The organism is Mesorhizobium sp. M0174, from assembly GCF_040322275.1.
Lineage (GTDB): Bacteria > Pseudomonadota > Alphaproteobacteria > Rhizobiales > Rhizobiaceae > Mesorhizobium.
Genome location: NZ_JAMYTB010000009.1, coordinates 24730 through 45360, shown reverse-complemented (window position 1 = coordinate 45360; position 20631 = coordinate 24730). Strand labels below are relative to the sequence as shown.

The following is a 20631-nucleotide window of genomic DNA, read 5'->3' as shown; positions in this document are numbered from 1 at the left end:
GGAGAACGGAAATGAAAGTGACAACCACCAAACGACTGGAACGGCTCAACGAACGATATGCCGATGGCGACATCAGCCGGCGATCATTCCTGACGCTGACGGCCGCCGCTGCCGCCGCCACCGGACTTTCCATGCCCTGGATGGGACGGGCGCTGGCCGCGGTTTCGGAAGTGCGCTTCGACGGATGGGGCGGCGTGGTGCAGGAAGCGATCGATAAGTACGCGTTCCAGCCCTACACCGCCAAGTCCAAGGTCAAGGTCGTCCAGGGCACCTTTGGCGACGAGAACGAGATCATCACCAAGATCAAGACGTCGAAGCCGGGCGACTTCCAGATCGTCCATTCTTCCGGCGTCAACTACTACATCAAATACGTCAATGGCGGTTTCAATTCGGAGATCAACGAGGCGAACATTCCAAACATGGCGAATGTGCTGACCGCCATGATCGAGCCCTTCCGCAAGATCACGCCGAAGCTGTCGGCTGTGCCCTATGATTACGGCACCACCGGCATCGCCTACAACAACAAGGTCATTTCGCCGGAGGAAGCCAAGGAAAAGGGCGCCAACCTGCTTACCGACAAGAAATATGCCGGCAAGATCGGCGGCTACGCCGATATGACGACGCGCGTCTGGTATGCGGCGCTGCAGACGAAACAGGACCCCAACAACATCCAGGACATGGATGCCATCTGGGCCAAGGTTCGCGAGACCCGCGACCTGGCCAAGAAGTTCTGGAGCTCCGGCGCGGAACTGATGGACCTCCTGTCGCGCAACGAGATCGTCGTCACCGACGCCTGGTCAGGACGTGTCGCCGCCCTGCAGCAGCAGGGCCAGCCGATCGGCTATCTCGACCCTGCCGGCTCATACGCATGGATGGAGGATATGCTGGTGCTCAAGGGTTCGCCGATGGCCGAATGCGAGGAACTGATCAACTTCATGCTGGATCCGGCAACGTCGATCGCCGTCGCCGAGGGCCAGAACTATCCGCCATCGCTTGACCCGACCAAGGTGAAGCTGACCGACAAGATCGCGGCACTTCCGGCCTTCGATCCGACCGGATCGATGAAGTCGTTGACCTTCGCCGATCCGCTCTACTGGGCGAAGAACGAAGACGCCTGGACCAAGCAATGGGACAGGGTGTCGAAAGGTGCATGACGACGACAGCCACGACCGGCAGCCTCGGCCTGCGTCGGCCGGGGCCGCTGGCGACCCGCTCGCCCAAGGCGAGAGGCAGCCGACAGGAAAGCCTGCGGTCGAGTTTCGCGACATCGATATTTTTTATGGCAAGTTCGCCGCTGTGCGCGATTTTTCACTGGCGATCCGCAAGGGTAGTTTCGTCACCTTGCTGGGGCCGTCCGGGTGCGGCAAGACGACGATCCTGCGATCGATCGCGGGCCTGGTCGACATCTCCAGCGGCCAGATCTCGATCGGCGGAAAGCGGGTCGACGACATCCCGATCTACAAGCGCAACATTGGTCTGGTGTTCCAGAACTACGCGCTCTTTCCGCACAAGAACGTCTTCGACAACGTCGCATTCGGCCTGAAATATCGAAACGTGCCGAAACCGGAAATCGTGCGCCGGGTCAAGAAGGCGCTGGACATGGTGCGGCTGCCCGGCAGTGAGACAAAGCTGCCATCACAGCTCTCTGGCGGCCAGCAGCAACGCATCGCACTGGCCCGCGCCATCGTCTTCGAGCCGGAAGTGCTGCTGCTGGACGAGCCCTTGTCGGCACTCGACGCCAACATGCGCGAGGACATGCGCGTCGAGATCAAGAAAATCCAGAGGGAGACGGGCATCACCGCTATCTTCGTGACGCACGACCAGGAAGAAGCTTTGTCGATGTCCGACCACATCGTTGTCATGAATGCCGGCCTGATCGAGCAGATCGGCTCCCCCGCGCAGGTCTATGACCAGCCGGCCACCGCATTCGTCGCCAATTTCCTTGGCAAGGCCAACATGCTGCCTGGCAGCGTGACAGTGATGGACGGCAAGATGGCGACGATCGCGCTGGCCAGCGGCCATGTCGTAAAGGCGGCAGCGCCGAAGGCGCTCGCGACCGGCAGCGCGGTCACCGTCGTCGTTCGCCCGCAGAAGCTTACCGTCGGTACCGTCGGTGCTGCCAACAGGCTGGCGGGACGGATAGTCTCGACCTCCTATCTGGGCGGCAATGCGGTCTACGAGATCGACATCGGCGCCGGCACGCTGGTGCGCGCCAACACGCTGATCGACGGCCAGCCGCTGCGTGAAGGCGAAATGGTCGATGTCTGCTTCGATCCTCTGGGCTGCGTGCTTCTCGACGCGCAAGGCTTACGCATCGCGTAGCGAGGCAGAACTGAGCCGTTCAGTCTTTCGCGTCACCCTTTGGCCCGAGAAACCGCGCATAGACCTCACCGAGAATACCGCGCCGGAAAACCAGCACGCAGACCATGAAGGTCAGGCCGGTGGCGATGGTCACCGGAAAACTCGAGGTGGCGAGCGTGTTTTCCAGGCCGACGACCAGACTGGCCCCGATGATCGGCCCGACCATGGTGCCGATGCCGCCGAGGAGCGTCATCAGGATCACCTCGCCCGACATCTGCCAGGTGACGTCGGTGAGCGTGGCAAACTGAAAAACGATCGCCTTGAGCGCGCCGGCCAGCCCGGCCAATGTCGCCGACATGACGAAAGCCGCCAGCTTGTAGTTGGCGACGGAATAGCCCAGCGAAATGGCCCGGCTTTCGTTTTCCCGGATGGAACGCAGGATCATGCCGAAAGGCGAGTTGATGATGCGCCAGATGGCGAACACGCCGATCAGGAAGACTGCCAGCACGAAATAATAGATGTTGATCGAGACGTTCAGGTCGAGCATTCCAAGCAGCCTACCACGCGGCACGCCCTGGATGCCGTCCTCACCTCCGGTGAACGGTGCCTGCACGCAGAAGAAGAAGAACATCTGCGACAGCGCCAGCGTGATCATGGCGAAATAGATACCTTGCCGGCGGATGGCAAAGAAGCCCATCACAAGGCCGAGCAGCGCGGCTCCCAGGACACCGAGCAGGATGCCCGCTTCCGGCGGCCAGCCCCAGACCTTGACCGCATATGCGGTGAAATAGGCCGCCCCGCCGAAGAACGTCGCATGGCCGAAGGACAACAGGCCGGTGTAGCCGAGCAGAAGGTTGAACGCGCAGGCAAACAGCGCAAAGCACAGCATCTTCATCAGGAAGATCGGATAGATGAAGAAAGGCGCCGCCAGCAGCGCCACGATGCCGAGCCCGACCAGCGCCCATTCAAGCCGTGCGGAATTCTTGGCACGCGTCTCGCGAAGGGTCAGTTCGGCCATCTCAGGCATCCCTTCCGAACAGGCCGGCTGGCCGAACCAGAAGCACGATGGCCATGATGACGAAGACCACCAGATTGGAGGCTTCGGGATAGAAAACCTTGGTCAAGCCTTCGGCGAGGCCAAGCATGTAACCGGTGACGATCGCCCCAAGGATCGATCCCATGCCGCCGACCACGACAACGGCGAAAACGACGATGATGAGGTCAGATCCCATCAGCGGGCTCACCTGATAGATCGGCGCGGCTAGAACCCCCGCAAGCCCGGCAAGAGCGGCGCCAAGGCCGTAGGTGAGGGTCAGCAGCAACGGCACGTTGACGCCGAAAGCCTGCACCAAGCCGGGGTTCTCCGTTGCCGCGCGCAGATGGGAGCCCAGCCTGGTCTTCTCGATCAGCGCCCAAGTGCCGAAACAGACGATCATCGAGGCAACAACCACCCAGCCGCGATAATTGGGCAGGAACATGAAGCCGAGATTGGTGCCGCCGGACAGCAGCGGCGGCACGGAATAAGGACTTCCCGATACGCCATAGTAGTAACGGAATACCCCTTCGAGCACGAGCGCGAGGCCAAAGGTGAAAAGTAGCCCGTAGAGCGGGTCGATGTCGTAAAGCCTCGACAGCGCCAGGCGCTCGACCACGACGCCGAAGCCGCCGACGATCAGCGGCGACAGGATCAGAGCCGGCCAGTAGCCGATGCCGAACCTGGTGAGAAGCAGATAGCCGATGAAGGCGCCGAGCATATAGAGCGCGCCGTGAGCGAAATTGATGACGCGCAACAGGCCGAATATGACAGCCAGGCCCAGGCTCAACATTGCGTAGAACGAGCCGTTGATGAGGCCGACCAGCAATTGGCCGAGGAATGCCTGAAGGGGTATTCCGAAGATCATCGTCATGGCGCCATCATACACCCAGCACTTCATGCAGCAGCGTCATGCGATCCGGCAGTTCGCCGACCGGAAAAGCCGCCACGACCTTGCCGTGCTCCATCAGGTAGAAACGGTCGGTGACGCGGCTGGCAAAGCGGAAATTTTGCTCGACCAGCAGGATCGTCATACCGCGCTTTTTCATCGTCGCCAGCAGATCGCCGATGCGCTGCACGATGACCGGAGCCAGGCCCTCGGTCGGCTCATCGAGAAGCAGCATTTTCACGCCGGTTCTGAGCATGCGCGCGATCGCCAGCATCTGCTGCTCGCCGCCCGAGAGCCTGGTGCCGGGGCTGTTGCGGCGCTCCTTCAGATTGGGGAAAAGATCGAATATTTCCTCCACGCTCATGCCGCCTTCGGCGACGATCGGGGGCAGCACAAGATTCTCGTCCACGGTCAACGTCGCGAAGATGCCGCGTTCCTCCGGCACCAGGCCGATGCCTTGCTGCGCGGTCCGATGCAATGGCAGGCGCATCAGATCCTTGCCGTCGAAAAAAATCTGGCCGGTCCGCTGGCGGATCAGCCCGATGATGGCGCGCAATGTCGTGGTCTTGCCGACGCCGTTGCGGCCCAGCAACGTCACAGTTTCACCTGGAAAGACCTCCAGATCGACGCCGTGCAGCGCATGGCTCTCGCCATACCAGGCGTTGAGGTCGCGGACTGCAAGAAGCGGCGCGGCGTCAGTCATCGGCGGTGCCCATATAGGCGACCCTCACCCGCTCGTCGCGGCTGACCGTGGGGTAGTCGCCGGCGGCAAGGATTTCGCCGCGCTGCATGACGGTTACCCAGTCGCAAAGATCGGCCACCACCGTCAGATTGTGCTCGACCATTAGCACGGCGCGATCCCTGGCAACCGAGCGGATGATGTCGGAAACCGTGCGCACGTCCTCATGCCCCATGCCGGCCATCGGCTCGTCGAGCAGCAGCACTTTCGGCTCGAGCGCCAGCGTCGTGGCGATCTCGAGCACACGTTTCCTGCCATAGGAGAGATCGGCGGCGGTCCTGTTCTTGGCATCGTCGAGGCCGACAGACCGCAAAAGCTCCTCGGCGCGCGGCGTCAATCTATCGAGCGCCGACAGCGAGCGCCAGAACTGAACGCTGAGCCTGCCCGGTCGCTGCAATGCAACGCGCACATTGTCGAGCACGCTGAGATGCGGAAACACTGCCGATATCTGGAACGAGCGCACCAGGCCCATCCGCGCGACCTTGGCCGGCGAGGTGCGGGTGATGTCGTGGCCGAGCAGTTCGATCCTGCCGCTGGTCGGCGGCAGGAACTTGGTGAGCAGGTTGAACACGGTGGTCTTGCCGGCGCCGTTGGGTCCGATCAGCGCGTGAATATTGCCGTGGTAGAGGTCGAGATCGACATTCCTGACCGCAACAAAGCCGGCGAAGTCACGCCGCAAACCGCGGGCGGAAAGCACTACCCGCGGCCGATCCGGTTCAGGCGGCGCCATCGGTCCGCCAATCACTCGCCGGCCGTGGGACAGCCGCTCTCTTTGGCGCTAAGGAACGCCTCGTTACCGGGGATCGTGGCAAGGGGTTTGTAATAGTCCCACTCCTTGGTGCTCTCACTCGGCGACTTGACCTGATAAAGATACATGTCGTGAACCATGTTGCCGTCGGGCTGCACTTTGCCGTTCGCCGTAAAGACGTCGTTCACCGGCATCGAATGCAATTCCTTGGCGACCGCCTCGGTTCCATCGGTGCCGGCTTTGTCGATCGCCTTCAAATACTGTGTCACCGCTGAATAGGTGGCGGCCTGGATCATATTCGGCATGCGGTTGGTGCGCTTGAAGAACCGCTGGGCGAACTCGCGGCTCTTGTCGTCGCGATCCCAGTAGAAGCCTTCGGTCAGCACCACGCCTTGCGCCGCCTCGAGACCGAGCCCATGCACCTCGGCCAGCGTGAACAGAAGTGCTGCAAGCCGCTGACCGCCCTGCACGATACCGAATTCGGCCGCCTGCTTGATCGAATTGGAGGTGTCGAGGCCGGCATTCGCCAGGCCGATGACCTTGGCGCCCGACGATTGCGCCTGCAGCAGGAAGGATGAATAGTCGGTCGAGCCGAGCGGGTAACGCACCTCGCCAACCACCTTCCCGCCATGGCTCTCGACGAACTTTGCGGTCTGCTCCTTGAGCGAATATCCGAATGCATAATCGACGGTGACGAAGAACCAGCTGTCGCCGCCTTGCTGGACGAGAGCGCCACCGGTCCCCACTGCCTGCGAATGCGTGTCGTAGGCCCAGTGGAAGCCATAGGGCGAGCACTGTTTACCAGTTAGCTCGGTGGTCGCGGCGCCGGTGACGATATCAATTTTCTTCTTTTCCTTGGAAATCCCCTGGACGGCGAGCGCCACCGAGGAGGTGGTGAGTTCCATGATGGAATCGACCTGTTCGGTGTCATACCACTGCCGCGCAATGTTGGAGGCGATGTCCGGCTTGTTCTGGTGGTCGGCGCTGACGATCTCGACCGGCGCACCTTGCACCTTGCCGCCGAAATCCTCGACCGCCATCTTGGCGGCCTCGACCGACCACTTGCCGCCGAAATCGGCATAGACGCCCGACTGGTCGTTGAGAATGCCGATCTTGACCTTGCCGTCGGAAATCTCGGCGGCTGCGGCAGGCATTGCAGTCGCTGCAAGAAGCGCGGCCGAGACCAGGTACGATATCTTCATTGGTGACTTCCTCCCTTATGGTCGACAACCGAGCAACATGTCGGCGGCTGCCTGCTGCGACACGAAGAGTGGCCTCCCACATTCCATCCTCTCCGGCGCAAAATCACGCAGCGCTGTACGGCCGCCGTCCTCAAATCGTAGCATCGCTCGGCAACGCGAGAACAGTTACTTTAGTATTAGGCATCCGCGATGCCCGGCCGCCGAAGCGCAACATAGCGCCGGATCGTGCGGCGTCCAGATCGGCCTCTATTCTCGCCGAAGCAACGATTACGGCTGACGGTCCGGATATCGTTGAACGAGAATTCCCCTCGTCAGCCGTCGGCTGGATGATGGCAGGCGACCAGGCGGCCCTCGCCGATGCTTTGGAGAAGCGGGCGCTCGCTGCGGCAGATCGGGGTGGCAGCTGGGCAACGGGTGTGGAACCGGCACCCCGAGGGTGGGTTCATCGGGCTGGGCAGGTCACCCTTGAGCACCAGCCGGCCGCGCCGCGCCCGGTCGATGCCGGGTATCGGCACGGCGGAACGCAGCGCCGCGGTGTAATGGTCGCCCGGACATCTGCGGCAATCGAGGAAAATCCGACCGTCTATCACACCATGAATGGTCCCAATGAGTTCCACGTCATCGGCACGATGCGGGACTGGACCATCGTCGACCGCCTGCATCGGATCGAGACGCCGACCCTGGTCTTCCGCGGCTTCTACGACGAAGCGACCGAGGCCTGCGTCCAGCCCTTTCTGGATCTTATTCCCTACGTCGAAGGCCTGGTCTTCTCGAATTCCAGCCACATGCCGCAGGTCGAGGAAAAGCACGAGTGCCTCACCGCCGTCGGGCGCTTCCTGGCCAAACACGATTGACGTTCCAGCATCCGGCCTTCTGCTCCAACGGATCGTCGACACGGCGCAGTGGTCATGAAGGCCGGCATGGCCCGAATCAGCCTGCCTTCACCTGTACTGGCTTCCCGTCGCTGAAAAATCTGACGGACGCGGAGTGAGAGGGACCCCCGGCGCCGGTGGGTATGGAAACTATCGCCTCCAAGTTTCGCTAAACACGTTGCAACCGAATTGATTAGCCGTCGTTAAAGTGCGGGTGATCTAGCGGGGCATGGGGAGGCTTTCATGCAGACGTATCTCGTCGAGCGTATGGACGGCGACGATGTTATATCGGTGCGCGTTGTCAATGCGCCGAGTCCGTTCAGAGCCGCAGCTATGATGACGGGCGGGCGTGTTACCTTCCGAACGTGGGAAAAGGATTGGATTCGCGTGACCGACGAAAATCGGGGACAGATCTATGCATATTGTTTCGTCCCCGGCAGCTATTCCGACACCGAAGCATCCCCTGTATCGCCCGGGAGAAACACAGAATAGGCAATATGCCTGCGTAGCGGCAATTCCGTCTTCGGCCCACCTTGGTCTTCGATCCCGCCTTGGCATGTGTCCAACAGGCGTTGCCAACTTGGCACAAACGCCAGTGCTTGCCGTGTCATGCGCACCACGGCAGCCAGCGAGCTCGGCATGATTGGCTCGGCCGCGGCTTGCGAAACAGGCGAAGGGCATCATCAGAATGATCGATGAAAAGATCGGGGCGGGGGGCGATAAGTGACCCTAATCTTAACGTAGGCAACTCATGTCTTCGGCATATTTGGGATCAGAAGTCGCGGATCAGGATCTAGCGGTGGATTGTCAGACAACGACCTCCGATAATTGGTCAAGTGTCCCACAATACGCACTGGATCAGGGTGGTCCCGTACTGCGCCCATTTCAAAGATTGGGCGCCGATTTTGCCAACATTGCGGCCTTCGAGCACCTGAGAAATATCGTCCGCCAGTACCCCGACAAGCTTGCGATCAGCGACGGCGCCAATCGTCTGACCTATTCCCAGCTTCTCCGGTCAGTCGAGACGCTGTCCTACCAGATCGCGGCGGCCGTCCCAGATGGACAGGCGATAGGGATTCTTCAGGCCAACTCAGCCTGGTATCCCATCGCCATGCTGGCAAGCATGGCGGCTGGGCGCCCTTCGGTGCCGCTGAACGCACGAGATCCTGGCTCGCGGATTCTTGAAATCGTGGCCGGGGCGCGACTCTCAGCTATTCTGGGCGAGGGCAATGTCCGACCCGACGGTTTGCCTCACCGGGTCAGTTGGATCGATGTGTCGACCAGTGCGGCCTCGCAGGGTGGGCAAGTGCCTCAGTCTTATTCCGCCTCGGTCGATGCGCCCGCCATCGTGCTTTATACGTCAGGAAGCACGGGCCGGCCCAAAGGCATCGTTAACAGCCAGCGCAGCTTGCTGTGCCGGGTCCAGCAATATGTCGATGCATGCCACATCAACTCGGATGATGTTTTCCTGCCATTGACCGGACCCGCCACAATCGCCGGGTGCCGGGAGATTCTTGCAGCTCTTCTCACCGGCGCCACCTTGCATCTGGTCGAAGTCGAAGCGGTCGGCTTGCGCGCCGTGCAACGTCTGGTGCGATCCGCGGGCGTGACAATCACCTATCTGGTGCCGGCACTGCTTCGCGCGCTCATGGCAGACGGACCTGCGGAAGCGTTTCATTCACTCAGAGTCGCTCGGATCGGTGGCGAGAAGGTGCCGTGGAGCGACATCGCCCTGCTGCGCAAGGCCGTCTCCGATACGTGCCTCATCCAGATCGGTTACTCGTCGACCGAGACCACGGGCTCGCAATGGTTCCTGCCGCGAGACTGGCCGGAGCATGGAGATTCGGTTCCAGTTGGCTGGCTACTGCCTGGCATCACCTTTGCAATTGTCGACAAAGCGGGCCGCCGCGTTCAACCGGGCCACCGCGGAGAGCTTCTGATCAGGAGCCCCTATGTCTTGCTTGGCCATTGGGAGGACGGGGCGGTTGTGCAGGCAACATCAGACCCGGACGATCCAAGCCTTCGGATTTTTGCGACGGGTGACCTCGTTCGACTTGATGACCAAGGCCTACTGCACATCGTCGGTCGCAAGGGGCGCCAGGTAAAGATCAATGGTCGACGCGTCGAGCCAGCCGAACTCGAACGGGTGCTGCGTTGCGCACCCTCTGTTGCGGATGCTGTGGCAATCGTGGCTGCGGCGAATGAGCTTGTCGCCTTTGTTGTTCCTCGGCGCTCGGCCGAAGCGGCCTTTTCAGACGAGCTTCGCCAGCTTGTCAGGTCCAATCTGCCGCCACCGCTGCGTCCCCTGCGGTTGCACACGATCGCCGAGATGCCGCGTCTGCCGAGCGGCAAAGTCGACATCACGACACTTGCAGACATGGATCTTTCAGCCAGAGAGACGGCAGCGATCGAGCGTCCGCTCGAGCCGCGAGGCAAGCTGACGGCGCAGCAGGTCGTCCAGCGGGCATGGACCAGCATTCTTAATACGCGGGTGGCGGCAGGACGCTGGGATGACGCCGGAGGAGATTCACTGAAGCTGCTGCACTGCGTCATGGAAATCGAAAGCGCTATCGGGCAGGAACTCGGTCTTGAGGCCTTCACCGTCGGAATGAGCCTGGACGAAATGGTCAAGGCGGTCGTGTCTGCACAGGCAGGCGACCAAAGCGCGCGCGCCGAGAAGCACGACCCTCCCATTCTTTTTCTGTTCCCGGGGTCGGTCGGCTATGGCCCGAGCCTTGCTGCCTTTGCAGCAGCGATGGGCAAGGTCACCCGCGTTGCCCCGATCAGGTATCCGGCCCTGGCTCTGATACTGCGCGGGCAAAACAGCCTCGCCGACATGGCCGATGCCGCCGTCGAGCAGATCCGCCGCACTCAACCTTCGGGTAACATACGACTTCTTGGCCATTCGCTCGGCGGGGCTGTTGCTTTCGAAGTTGCGGCGCGGCTGCTGGCCGCGGGGCGAACTGTAAAGTTCCTCGGCATCCTCGACACCAGCCTCGTCGGCGAGCGAAGCGCCTACTTGGAGACGTTTACGCGCACATTCAATCGAATCCGGACCAACCGCGTATCCGCTTCCCGGATGGCTTGCCGCGCCCTCGCGAAAGTCGCCGTGAAAATGCGGCGAGAGGCGCAACTGGTCCGGTTTCTCGATCGCTACGCTCAGGGACAATTCAATGCGACGAGCTTTAGAACCAAACTGGAACTGCAGGAGGTTTTGCGGGCACGGGCCTTCTTCCAATGGCTGACAGAGCCGAAGCCGGCGCTGCCGATCACCGGCACCCTGTTTCGCTGTGCTCGACCCGGAATGACTCTGGCCATCGGCTGGGATCGCGTTTTCGCCCATCTGGACGTGATTCCGATCGTCGGCACCCATATCGACCTGGTCATAGAGCCTCACCTCGCCACCAACCGTCCCCTTATCGAGAAAGCGGTGGCGCAAACCTATTCGCCAACCGAGTCTCGCAAACTGGAGTACAAGCCATCGACCTGATCTCAACATTCGGCAAAGACGCCCTGGTGCTCGACGCTGGCGCGGAAGTCGATCGCATCGTCCAGATCTTGCGCCAGCAGGTCTTTGGCACGCTGCGACGTCGAGGGGTGGTTGTCGGCCTCTCAGGCGGCATCGACAGCTCAGTCGTCGCGGCGTTATGTGTTCGCGCCTTTGGAAAAGACAAGGTCCTCGGGATATTCATGCCGGAGCGCCATTCCTCCGGCGACTCGCTAAGGCTCGGCCGCACCGTCGCCGCGCAGCTTGGTATCGATACGGTCCTGGAGGATATAACGCCGGCCCTCGAAGCGATCGGCGCCTACAGACGGCAGACCGAAGCAATCAAGACTGTCGTTCCCGAATATGGGGACGGCTGGAAATGCAAGCTGGTGCTCGCCTCGGTTCTCGAGAGCAACGGTCTCAACATCACGCGCCTCACAGTTCAGGATCCCGAGGGCAGGACCGACACGGTGCGTCTGCCGCCGGCAGCCTATCTGCAGATCGTCGCGGCAACCAATTACAAGCAGCGCCTGCGCAAGATGACCGAATACTACCATGCCGACCGCCTCAACTACGCGGTAGCGGGCACGCCGAACCGCCTGGAGTACGACCAGGGCTTCTTCGTCAAGCAAGGCGACGGAATTGCCGACCTGATGCCAATCGTCCACCTCTACAAGACCCAGGTCTATCAATTGGCCGAATATCTTGGGGTGGAGGAAGAGGTCCGGCGAAGACCGCCCACCACGGACACCTTTTCGATGCCGCAGAGTCAGGAGGAGTTCTACTTCGCGCTGCCTTATTATTTGATGGATCTGTGCCTCTACGGCTTGAACCACGGGATAGCCAGCGAAGAGGTCGCTGAGGCAACCGGCCTCACCGAGGCGCAGGTCCAGAAGGTTTTCAAGGATATCGATAGCAAGCGGCGCGCCGCACGTTATCTTCACGCGCGGCCGTTGGTGTCCTCTTCAATGGGCGAGGGCTAGGCGATGTGCGGCATCGCCGGAATTGTGTCGCTGAGCGGCGCCGCGGCTCCCCCTTCCCGGGATGCGCTGATGCGCATGGTGGGCGCGCTGGCGCATCGCGGCCCGGACGAGCGTGGCCTCTACCGGGACAGACGTGCGGGATTGGCACATGCCCGCCTGTCCGTCATCGATCTCGCGAGCGGCCAGCAGCCACTCGCCGGCGCGGGCGACACGATGTGGATCGTCTTCAACGGCGAAATCTTCAATTACGTCGAGCTGCGACAAGACCTGGCCGCGCTCGGTTATCGCTTCCGCACACGCAGCGACACCGAGGTCATCGTCCATGCCTATCATGCCTGGGGCGAGGCCGCCTTCGAGCGAATGAATGGGCAGTGGGCAGTCGCCATCTGGGACTCCGTGGCAGGTCGTCTCGTCCTGTCTCGGGATCGGTTCGGCATCTGCCCGCTGCACTTTTGCGAGCATGGCGGACGGCTTTACTTCGCCAGCGAGGTGAAGGCCATTTTCGCGGCCGATGCGGACATACCCCGCGCGTTCGATCCAGCCGGCATCGATCAGACTTTTACTCTTTGGACTGTCGCGCCGCCACAAGGCGTGTTTGGAGGAGTAAGCGAACTCACGCCTGGGCATGTCCGCATTTATGACCGCGGCGTCGTTCGCGAGCGGGCTTTTTGGAAGCCTGCCTATCCAGAGGTTGACGGGCCTGGCGATGATGAATTCAGCGGCTCGCTTGATGACGCGGTGGAGGAAGTGCGCAGCGCCCTGGAGGCCGCGACGGCGCTCAGGATAGTACGCGCCGACGTGCCGGTTGGCTGCTATTTGTCCGGCGGGCTCGACAGCTCACTGGTCGCCACGCTGGGGAGACGCTTCGCGGGCGAGCGCTTCCAGACTTTCTCGCTGCGTTTTGCCGACGCCGAATATGATGAGACGCATTTCCAGCGCCTGGTTGCCGGCGTGGCCGGCAGCGACCATCATGAGGTGGTTGTTTCGCGCAGCGATATCGCTGGCATCTTCCCTGAGGTGATCTACCATGCCGAGCGGCCAATCCTAAGAACCGCGCCGGCGCCGCTGTTCCTGCTCTCGAGACTGGTGCGCCAGCATGGCATCAAGGTCGTGCTGACCGGCGAAGGGGCCGACGAAATGTTCGCCGGCTACGATTTGTTCCGCGAAGGCAAGGTCCGCCGCTTCTGGGGACGCCAGCCCGCCTCGAAGCGACGCTCCCGTTTGCTGGAGCGCCTCTATCCTTATCTCAGCCGCTCGCCGGTACAGCAGCAAGCGATGGCACGCCAGTTCTTCGGGCGCGACATCCACGCCTGTGACGCGCCTGGTTTTGCGCATGGCACGCGCTGGCGTACCACAAGCGCCATCAAGCGGCTGTTTTCGGCAGACATGCGCGCCCAAACGGAGCGCCATAACGCCGTGTCCGAGCTGCTTGCCCGCCTGCCGTCGGAGTTTTCGCGATGGGGCTCTCTTGCGCAGGACCAGTATATCGAGATCCAGACGCTGATGTCGGGCTACCTGCTGTCCTCACAAGGGGACAGGATGCTCATGGCTCATTCCGTCGAGGGGCGCTTCCCGTTCCTCGACCATGAACTCGTGAGGCTCGCGAATTCGCTTCCGGCCGCCTACAAGCTGCGTGTGCTCGACGAAAAGCATGTGCTGAAACGTGTGGCGCAACCGATCGTGCCGTCGGAAATCGTCACCCGCAAGAAACAGCCTTACCGGGCCCCCAACGCGCTTTGCTTCGTCGCAGATGGCGCTCCGGCCTACATTCGCGAAGCACTTTCGGAGGCGGCGCTGCGCGAAGCGAACGTCTTCGATCCCAAATCGGTTACCCGGCTCCTGAGCAAGTGCCAAGCCAGCGCCGGCGGCGGCGACCTGTCCAACTCCGACAATATGGCGCTGGTCGGAGTGCTGTCGACACAGCTTCTCCATCGGCAATTTATCGCGAGCCGTCCAAGTGGGGCTCGCACGCTCAAGCTCAGCATCGATATCGACCGCGAGCATCGTGAAGAGGTGCTCGCATGATGCATGGCGCCGTACCCCTCCTGCACGACTATCTCACCAACTCTGCCAGCCGGTTCGGCGCCAAGGTGGCCCTGGTGTGCGGCAATCAACGTGTCACCTATGGCGATCTCGACATGCGCTCGAACGCCGTAGCGCACCATTTGACCGAGGCTGGAATTGCGCGTGGCGATCGAGTGGTGATCTTCGCCGACAACACTGTCGAGGCCGTCGTCGCTTTCTGGGCGGTGCTCAAGGCCAACGCCGTGGTGTGCATCGTCAATCCGCTCACCAAAAGTGACAAGCTCGATTATTTGCTCAACGACTGCCGCCCGACCGCACTGATCACCGACAAACACCTGCACTCGATTTTCAGGGACCCGGCGCGGAATTGCCCATCGTTGCGCCGCATGATCGTCTCCGGGCCGATCGAACGCAACGACTTGCAAGAACTGCCGCATGCTGTGCGCTGGGATACTGCGGTCGCGGCAGCCCGCAGCACGCCGCCCGCGCGCCGCTGCATCGACATCGATCTCGCTGCGATCATTTATACGTCCGGCTCGACGGGCGAGCCCAAGGGCGTGATGCTGACGCATCGAAACATGATCGCCGCATGCGCCTCGATTTCCTCATACCTGGCGCTTGCCGAAGACGAGGTGATCCTCAATGTCCTGCCGCTCGCCTTCGACTACGGTCTTTACCAGATGATCATGGCGTTCGGCGCGGGCGCCCGGCTGGTGCTTGAGCGTTCGTTCGCCTTCCCGGCGCAGATCCTTGGGCTGATCAAGCAAGAAAGGGTGACGGGCTTTCCCGGCGTACCGACCATCTTTGCCGCACTCGGGGAGCTCAAGTCTCTGAGGGATCAGGATTTTTCGAGCATTCGCTATGTCACCAACACTGCGGCCGCCCTGCCGCTCAAGCACATTCTCCTGCTGCAGGAGCTGTTTTCTGGCGCCCGTATCTATTCGATGTACGGCCTTACCGAATGCAAGCGCTGCACCTACCTGCCGCCGGACGATCTTGAGCGAAAGCCGTTGAGCGTCGGGATCGCCATCCCCAACACGGAAATGTGGATTGTCGACGAGCATGACAGGCGGGTCGGACCCGGCGTCGTTGGTCAGCTCGTCATCCGCGGAGCGACGGTGATGAAGGGCTATTGGGGCAAGCCGGAGGCGACAGCCAGAAAGCTCAAACCCGGACCGCTGCCGGGTGAGCAGGTCCTGTACACCGGCGACTACTGCCGGATGGACGCCGAGGGCTATCTCTACTTTGTCGGTCGCGGCGACGAGATCATAAAATCGCGCGGAGAGAAGATAGCGCCGAAGGAGGTGGAAAACGCGTTGATGAACATTGCCGGCGTACGGGAAGCCGCGGTCATCGGCGTTCCGGACGAGCTGCTCGGGCAAGCAGTGAAGGCGTTTGTCGTGATGGAGAAGGGAAGCATGCTCGGCGAAAAGCAGTTGCAGAAAGAGTGCCAGAGACGGCTGGAAAACTTCATGGTTCCGAAGTCCATCGTCATCGTACCCAGTCTGCCGATGACCGACACGGGCAAACTCAAAAAAACGGCCCTGTCATGAGTCGGCACCAGAGCGAAGTTGATCAGCATTCATCTTTTGTACCGGAGGCGAAATCAATGTTATCTACCAAGGATAGAACCGATACCTTCAGTGAACAAATTCGCGCTTTCCTGGCCTCGAATTTCTATATAGCCGATCCGGACAGTCTGGAGAGCGACACCTCGCTTCTCGACCAGGGCATCGTGGACTCGACGGGGGTGCTCGAGGTTATCGGCTTCATCGAGGAGACCTTCGGCATCACGGTCGAAGACAGCGAGCTGCTGCCCGAGAACCTCGATTCCATCCAGGGAATTGCGCGATACGTTATGCGCAAGAGAAACTGATTGCCGAAAGCCCGCAGCTCTGTTTCAAATCCCCGGCTGTTTTAAGCCGCGACAGCGCGTCTGAAGCCTGCCGCGACTGTGGCGCTTATGCCTGCGCCTTTGTATGTGCCACAACCACCCGGCCCTCGCCGGCTGGATTGGTGACTGACCGGATACTCTCATAGACCTTGGAACGCTCGAGCAAACTCATGACCTGCCGGTCCTGGCCAAGGCCGACCTCGAAAAGCAGGATGCCTCCGCGCCGCAAATAACGCGGCGCCTCCTTGAGCACCCGCATGTGGATGCTCAGGCCGTAGGGGCCGGCTGCGAATGCTTCACGCGGCTCGAGTTCGACCAGATGCGAACGGTCGCCCTCGAGCCGTTTTTCCGAAATGTAGGGCGGGTTGCAAACGACCACATCGATCGTGCCGTCAAGCTCCAGGCCGGAGAAGGCGCTGAACAAGTCGCCCTGAAGCACCGTTACCCGCTCCTCCAAATCAAGATGGATGACGTTGCGGCGCGCGACCTGCACGCATCCGTCGGTAAGATCGCTTGCCCACACGCGCGCGGTGGGGGCGTGGTGCGCGATGGCGCACGCCAGATTGCCCGCCCCACAGCACATGTCGACAACGCGAGGTACCGGCAAGTTCAGTTGGCTCAGAACATCGAGAGCGGCGTTGGCGAGCAGTTCCGTTTCCGGTCGAGGAACAAGCGCACCGGGCGAGACGAGCAGCTGCAGTCCCATGAAGGTGCTGCGGCCCCTGCCATAGGCATCGGCGACATTGATCTCTTCGCTCACGACACTCGCCTCCCGTTTTATCCGGCGTTGGTGGCCGACAATGGCGCACCGATAAAGTGTATCTTAAAACCGCTTAACTCTCGATCGACAAAATCAAAACCCATCCCGCCTCAGACGCTTTGAAGCCCTGATGCTACAAAGATGACCATAAGCTTCTGCGCCGTGTCATGATTAGGAATATCTCCTTACTCGAGCCGGTTATCCCCAGGCTGGCGAGCCAGTTGCCGAATTCTCAGCCTAGCGTCACGATTTTGCTACATTTTAATCAAAGAAGGCACATATGTAAGCAATTCGTAATGTTCCAGCAGCGGGGCGGAGCTGCTGCTTCCCGGAAGGTTAAAGTTTGTCCCTCATCGAAAGAATCGACGAGATTGCGCGGCAATTTCGCGTCAACGAGCGCGCATCATGAAGTCGACCAAAGAGCGCTCGCTCGATCTACGCTCCGCAATGTTTGGCTGTGTGCACGGCCTCGTCGGCGTAGGCGTTTTCTCCGCATTGATAAATATCCTCGCCTTGACCGGCTCCGTCTACATGCTCCAGGTCTACGACCGCGTGCTGCCTTCGCAGAGCGTGCCGACTCTTATCGGATTTACCGTCGGGATGCTGGGACTTTACGCGGCCTATGGGCTCCTCGATTTCGTGAGGCTTCGCCTGTTGGTCCGCATCGGCAGCCGCCTGCATAAAAATCTGCAGCAAAAGGCGTTTGCAGCCTCGCTTTCCCTGCCCCTGGTCGCCGGGCCGGATGCGAACCGGATACACCCGCTTCGTGATCTGGACCAGCTACGTGGCTTTCTTTCCGGGCTGGGGCCGACGGTCTTATTCGATGCTCCCTGGATACCATTTTATATGGTGGTCATCTATCTGCTGCACCCCGCCCTTGGCGTGCTGGCAACGCTCGGTGCATGCGCCGTTGTTTTTTTGACGGTGGTTGCCGAGATCATCGGCCGCAAACCTGCGGCTCGTGCATCTGAAACACTCGTCGCGCAGCGGCTGCTGGCCGATTCCGGCCGCCGCAATGCAGAGGTCGTTCAGGCGATGGGCCTGTCTGCTCCGCTTAGCCGGCGCTGGAACGAGGTCAGTCATCTTTATCTGAAGAACCAGGAACGGCTTTCGGACGTCGTCGGCGCAGCGAGCTCACTGTCGAAGACGCTGCGAATGGCCTTGCAATCATGTGTGCTGGGGCTTGGTGCCTACCTTGTGATCGGGGGCGAGGCCTCGCCCGGCGTGATCATTGCATCGTCCATTTTGCTGGGCCGCTCACTAGCGCCGGTCGATGTGGCCATCGCAAACTGGAGAGGGTTTCTGGCAACCCGCAAGAGCTATTCCGAGCTGGCGGCAGCGCTGGATGCCTTTGCTAGCCAGCAAGAGACAATGGAACTGCCGCGCCCAAAGGCGGAGCTTGCGGTCGAAGATTTGACTGTCGCGCCACCAAGCCTGCAGAAGCCAACCATCTTCAATGTAAGCTTCCGCTTGGCAAGAGGCGCAGGGTTGGCGGTCGTCGGCCCGAGCGGCTCCGGCAAGACCACGCTCGTACGCGCTTTGGTCAGGGCGTGGAAGCCGCTTCGTGGCACGGTAAGATTGGACGGCGCCTCGCTCGATCAGTGGAACTCAGAACTGCTCGGCATTCATATTGGCTACCTGCCACAGGACGTTGAGCTGTTCGACGGGACGATCGCCGATAACATTTCGAGGTTCGGTGGCAAAAGCGACGCAAAAGGCGTGCTGGCAGCTGCCAAGGCTGCGGGCGTGGACAAGATGATCATGCGTCTTCCGCAGGGTTTTCAAACACGCATCGGAGAAGGCGGCGCGGCCCTTTCGGCTGGGCAGAGGCAGCTCGTCGGGCTTGCCAGGGCACTTTACGGCGATCCCTTCCTCGTCGTTCTTGACGAACCAAATTCCAATCTGGACGCAGACGGCGATGCTGCTTTGGCCGGCGCAATCCTGGCTGTGCGTCAGCGCGGCGGTATCGTGATCGTCGTTGCGCATCGCCCCTCCGCTCTCGTCAACATCGATCAGGTACTCGTCCTGTCGAACGGGATGCTCCATTCGTTCGGCTCGCGCGAAGACGTTCTGGCAAATGTGGTCCGGCCCTTCCCGCGTCCGGACAAGCCAAACATTGTCGTTCCGCTGCAGCACGGTGCAAGCGGGCATGCGTGAGGTATTGCTTAGTGTCTAACGTGACCATGTCGTCATATGCTGCGGTTGGCGGCGAAGGCCAGCCGACCGGGGCGAAGCCGGAGTCGGATGGCATTCGAGCCAATCTACCCTGGGGTAATCTGGTCCGGAGCCTGGCAACAAATTGTCGTTCCGCCGCGCAAAGGTGCGGCCGAGCATATGCGAGGTATCGCTCCACTGTTACCGTGTCGTCATACGTCGCCGCCGGCGGTGAGAGCCGTTCGTTGGAGACGAAGCCAGATCCGGATGGCATCCGGGCCAATCTGCTCCTGGGCCTGGCAACCAGCTTGCTGTTGGTCTTTGGCGGAGGGCTCTGGTTGGGATTGACCAAGATTGCCGGCGCGGTGATTGCGCCTGCGACTGTGGTGGTCGAAAGCAACATAAAAAAAGTGCAGCATCAAACCGGCGGCACCATCGGCGGAATCTTCGCGCAGGACGGCGATCATGTGAAGGCCGGCGACGTGTTGGTCAGGCTGGACAACACCTTGACCCGAGCAAACCTGCAGATAATCACCGAGGACCTCAATCGCGCCACCATTCGTCTGGCCCGACTGGAGGCCGAGCGCCAGGGTCTGCCGGAAATGCAGATCCCGCCCGACCTTCGCGCTCAAATGGGTGATCCGCAAGTGGCGGCACTTGTCAGTGGCGAGCGTGCCTTGTTTGAAAGCCGTGCTGCGGCGCTGGCTGGCCAGAAAGCCCAATTGCAAAGCCGCTCGAAGCAGCTGGAACGTCAGATCGATGGCCTCAAATCGCAGCAGTCTGCGACGGACGAGTCTCTGGATCTGCTGACCAAGAACCTTGCAGATGTCGAATCTCTCTATGCAAAGAAGTTGGTGTCCAAGGAGAGGTTGAGCAATGTCAGCCTGGAGAAGACCCGGACTCGCGGCGAATCGGGACGCCTTGTCGCGGCGATAGCGGAGGTACAGGCTCACATCAGTGAAACGGACCTGCAGGTGCTTCAGCTCGACGAACAAATGCGGAGCGACGTGACCAACGAACTTCGCGAAACGGAAGCCAAGCAGACCGAACTCAGTGAGCGCAAGGTGGTGGCCGAAGACGAACTCGGCAGGACAGACATTCGTGCCCCGCAGTCGGGCACGGTACAAGAATCCTCGGTCCACACCGTCGGAGGCGTAATTGGCGCCGGAGAGGTGCTCATGATGATTGTGCCCGATTCCGACAACCTTGTCGTCGACGCTTCCATTCCTCCGTCGCGTATCGATGAGATTCATCCCGGACAGCAGGTATCGATCCGCTTTCCGGCGTTCGACGCCGGCACCACACCTGCTTGCGAAGGCTCGGTCAAGCGCGTCTCAGCGGATCTGATCAAGGATCAGCAACGCCAGCTTTCCTATTTTTCGGCTCGCATCGACGTCGAGAATGAAGCGACCTGCCTGACTGGAGAGAAAATACTCAAACCCGGCATGCCCGCCGAAGTCCACATAAGAACCGACGAGCGCAGTGTCTGGTCCTACTTGATGAAGCCTCTTACCGACCAGTTCTCCAGGGCCTTCAGGCAGTAA

General features: G+C 61.0%; 17 protein-coding genes and 1 pseudogene. 11 read left to right on the top strand and 7 right to left on the bottom strand.

The annotated features are described in order from the left end of the window. Window positions 1-11 precede the first annotated feature (11 nt). Together NKJ13_RS19510 and NKJ13_RS19505 are read left to right on the top strand one after the other, a co-directional pair. A complete protein-coding gene (locus tag NKJ13_RS19510; protein ID WP_254819524.1) occupies window positions 12-1154 on the top strand; it encodes an extracellular solute-binding protein in 1143 nt (380 codons plus the stop codon). Further along, entirely contained in the window at window positions 1147-2322 is a 1176-nt protein-coding gene (locus NKJ13_RS19505; RefSeq protein ID WP_352737322.1) for an ABC transporter ATP-binding protein, read from the top strand. The genes NKJ13_RS19510 and NKJ13_RS19505 overlap by 8 nt, the downstream gene beginning before the upstream one ends. A 19-nt stretch (window positions 2323-2341) precedes the next feature. Here the strand turns inward: NKJ13_RS19505 and NKJ13_RS19500 are convergent, their stop codons facing one another. The 6 genes from NKJ13_RS19500 to NKJ13_RS19470 form a co-directional block, all read right to left on the bottom strand. Beyond that, on the bottom strand, window positions 2342-3319 hold the full coding sequence (locus tag NKJ13_RS19500; RefSeq protein WP_352737321.1) for a branched-chain amino acid ABC transporter permease: 978 nt from the start codon (window positions 3317-3319) through the stop codon (window positions 2342-2344). Window position 3320: 1 nt separating this feature from the next. Continuing rightward, window positions 3321-4223, bottom strand: coding sequence for a branched-chain amino acid ABC transporter permease (locus NKJ13_RS19495; protein WP_502901931.1), 903 nt, complete (start codon window positions 4221-4223; stop codon window positions 3321-3323). Continuing rightward, window positions 4216-4926 (bottom strand): ABC transporter ATP-binding protein, encoded by a 711-nt coding sequence (locus NKJ13_RS19485; protein WP_352507224.1) that lies wholly within the window; start codon window positions 4924-4926, stop codon window positions 4216-4218. The genes NKJ13_RS19495 and NKJ13_RS19485 overlap by 8 nt, the downstream gene beginning before the upstream one ends. Next, a complete protein-coding gene (locus NKJ13_RS19480) occupies window positions 4919-5692 on the bottom strand; it encodes an ABC transporter ATP-binding protein (protein WP_352737318.1) in 774 nt (257 codons plus the stop codon). Before NKJ13_RS19480 ends, NKJ13_RS19485 begins: the two co-directional genes overlap by 8 nt. A gap of 11 nt (window positions 5693-5703) precedes the next feature. After that, window positions 5704-6912, bottom strand: a complete 1209-nt coding sequence (locus NKJ13_RS19475; RefSeq protein ID WP_352737317.1) for an ABC transporter substrate-binding protein — start codon at window positions 6910-6912, stop codon at window positions 5704-5706. 311 nt (window positions 6913-7223) lie between these two features. Beyond that, the gene (locus tag NKJ13_RS19470; RefSeq protein WP_352778026.1) at window positions 7224-7574 is read right to left on the bottom strand and encodes an oligopeptide/dipeptide ABC transporter ATP-binding protein; all 351 of its coding nucleotides are present in this window, start codon (window positions 7572-7574) and stop codon (window positions 7224-7226) included. Here NKJ13_RS19470 and NKJ13_RS19465 point away from each other — a divergent pair. From NKJ13_RS19465 to NKJ13_RS19435, 7 genes and pseudogenes are all read left to right on the top strand, one after another. Continuing rightward, window positions 7455-7766, top strand: a pseudogene (locus NKJ13_RS19465) (proline iminopeptidase-family hydrolase); the annotation flags it as partial. The gene NKJ13_RS19470 and the pseudogene NKJ13_RS19465 sit on opposite strands and share 120 nt — an antisense overlap. Window positions 7767-8027: 261 nt before the next feature. After that, a complete protein-coding gene (locus NKJ13_RS19460; RefSeq protein WP_352737316.1) occupies window positions 8028-8276 on the top strand; it encodes a hypothetical protein in 249 nt (82 codons plus the stop codon). A gap of 259 nt (window positions 8277-8535) precedes the next feature. Beyond that, entirely contained in the window at window positions 8536-11274 is a 2739-nt protein-coding gene (locus NKJ13_RS19455) for an AMP-binding protein (RefSeq protein WP_502900482.1), read from the top strand. After that, window positions 11271-12254, top strand: a complete 984-nt coding sequence (nadE, locus tag NKJ13_RS19450) for an NAD(+) synthase (protein WP_352737391.1) — start codon at window positions 11271-11273, stop codon at window positions 12252-12254. The genes NKJ13_RS19455 and nadE overlap by 4 nt, the downstream gene beginning before the upstream one ends. A gap of 3 nt (window positions 12255-12257) precedes the next feature. Then, a complete protein-coding gene (gene asnB / locus NKJ13_RS19445; protein ID WP_352737314.1) occupies window positions 12258-14279 on the top strand; it encodes an asparagine synthase (glutamine-hydrolyzing) in 2022 nt (673 codons plus the stop codon). Beyond that, window positions 14276-15832, top strand: coding sequence for a class I adenylate-forming enzyme family protein (locus NKJ13_RS19440; RefSeq protein ID WP_352737313.1), 1557 nt, complete (start codon window positions 14276-14278; stop codon window positions 15830-15832). Before asnB ends, NKJ13_RS19440 begins: the two co-directional genes overlap by 4 nt. Window positions 15833-15888: 56 nt before the next feature. Further along, window positions 15889-16155, top strand: coding sequence for an acyl carrier protein (locus NKJ13_RS19435; protein ID WP_254819389.1), 267 nt, complete (start codon window positions 15889-15891; stop codon window positions 16153-16155). Window positions 16156-16240: 85 nt separating this feature from the next. Here NKJ13_RS19435 and NKJ13_RS19430 read toward each other — a convergent pair whose 3' ends face one another. Beyond that, window positions 16241-16933: a N5-glutamine methyltransferase family protein gene (locus tag NKJ13_RS19430; RefSeq protein WP_352737312.1), complete on the bottom strand. Its 693-nt coding sequence runs from the start codon at window positions 16931-16933 to the stop codon at window positions 16241-16243. 405 nt (window positions 16934-17338) lie between these two features. On the opposite strand from NKJ13_RS19430, the gene NKJ13_RS19425 reads away from it, so the two are divergent. Both NKJ13_RS19425 and NKJ13_RS19420 read left to right on the top strand, forming a co-directional pair. Beyond that, complete coding sequence (locus tag NKJ13_RS19425) at window positions 17339-19090, top strand: type I secretion system permease/ATPase (protein WP_352737311.1); 1752 nt, start codon at window positions 17339-17341, stop codon at window positions 19088-19090. A gap of 242 nt (window positions 19091-19332) precedes the next feature. Further along, on the top strand, window positions 19333-20631 hold the full coding sequence (locus tag NKJ13_RS19420; protein ID WP_352507233.1) for an HlyD family type I secretion periplasmic adaptor subunit: 1299 nt from the start codon (window positions 19333-19335) through the stop codon (window positions 20629-20631).

What these genes read in the sequence shown, in the direction of transcription:
- asnB (WP_352737314.1), top strand. Translation starts at nt 12,258, where the DNA reads ATGTGCGGCATCGCCGGAATTGTGTCGCTGAGCGGCGCCGCGGCTCCC.
- NKJ13_RS19460 (WP_352737316.1), top strand. Translation starts at nt 8,028, where the DNA reads ATGCAGACGTATCTCGTCGAGCGTATGGACGGCGACGATGTTATATCG.
- NKJ13_RS19440 (WP_352737313.1), top strand. Translation starts at nt 14,276, where the DNA reads ATGATGCATGGCGCCGTACCCCTCCTGCACGACTATCTCACCAACTCT.
- NKJ13_RS19435 (WP_254819389.1), top strand. Translation starts at nt 15,889, where the DNA reads ATGTTATCTACCAAGGATAGAACCGATACCTTCAGTGAACAAATTCGC.
- NKJ13_RS19485 (WP_352507224.1), bottom strand. Translation starts at nt 4,926, where the DNA reads ATGACTGACGCCGCGCCGCTTCTTGCAGTCCGCGACCTCAACGCCTGG.
- NKJ13_RS19500 (WP_352737321.1), bottom strand. Translation starts at nt 3,319, where the DNA reads ATGGCCGAACTGACCCTTCGCGAGACGCGTGCCAAGAATTCCGCACGG.
- NKJ13_RS19510 (WP_254819524.1), top strand. Translation starts at nt 12, where the DNA reads ATGAAAGTGACAACCACCAAACGACTGGAACGGCTCAACGAACGATAT.
- NKJ13_RS19475 (WP_352737317.1), bottom strand. Translation starts at nt 6,912, where the DNA reads ATGAAGATATCGTACCTGGTCTCGGCCGCGCTTCTTGCAGCGACTGCA.
- NKJ13_RS19480 (WP_352737318.1), bottom strand. Translation starts at nt 5,692, where the DNA reads ATGGCGCCGCCTGAACCGGATCGGCCGCGGGTAGTGCTTTCCGCCCGC.
- NKJ13_RS19470 (WP_352778026.1), bottom strand. Translation starts at nt 7,574, where the DNA reads ATGCAGGCGGTCGACGATGGTCCAGTCCCGCATCGTGCCGATGACGTG.
- NKJ13_RS19425 (WP_352737311.1), top strand. Translation starts at nt 17,339, where the DNA reads ATGAAGTCGACCAAAGAGCGCTCGCTCGATCTACGCTCCGCAATGTTT.
- NKJ13_RS19455 (WP_502900482.1), top strand. Translation starts at nt 8,536, where the DNA reads ATGTCTTCGGCATATTTGGGATCAGAAGTCGCGGATCAGGATCTAGCG.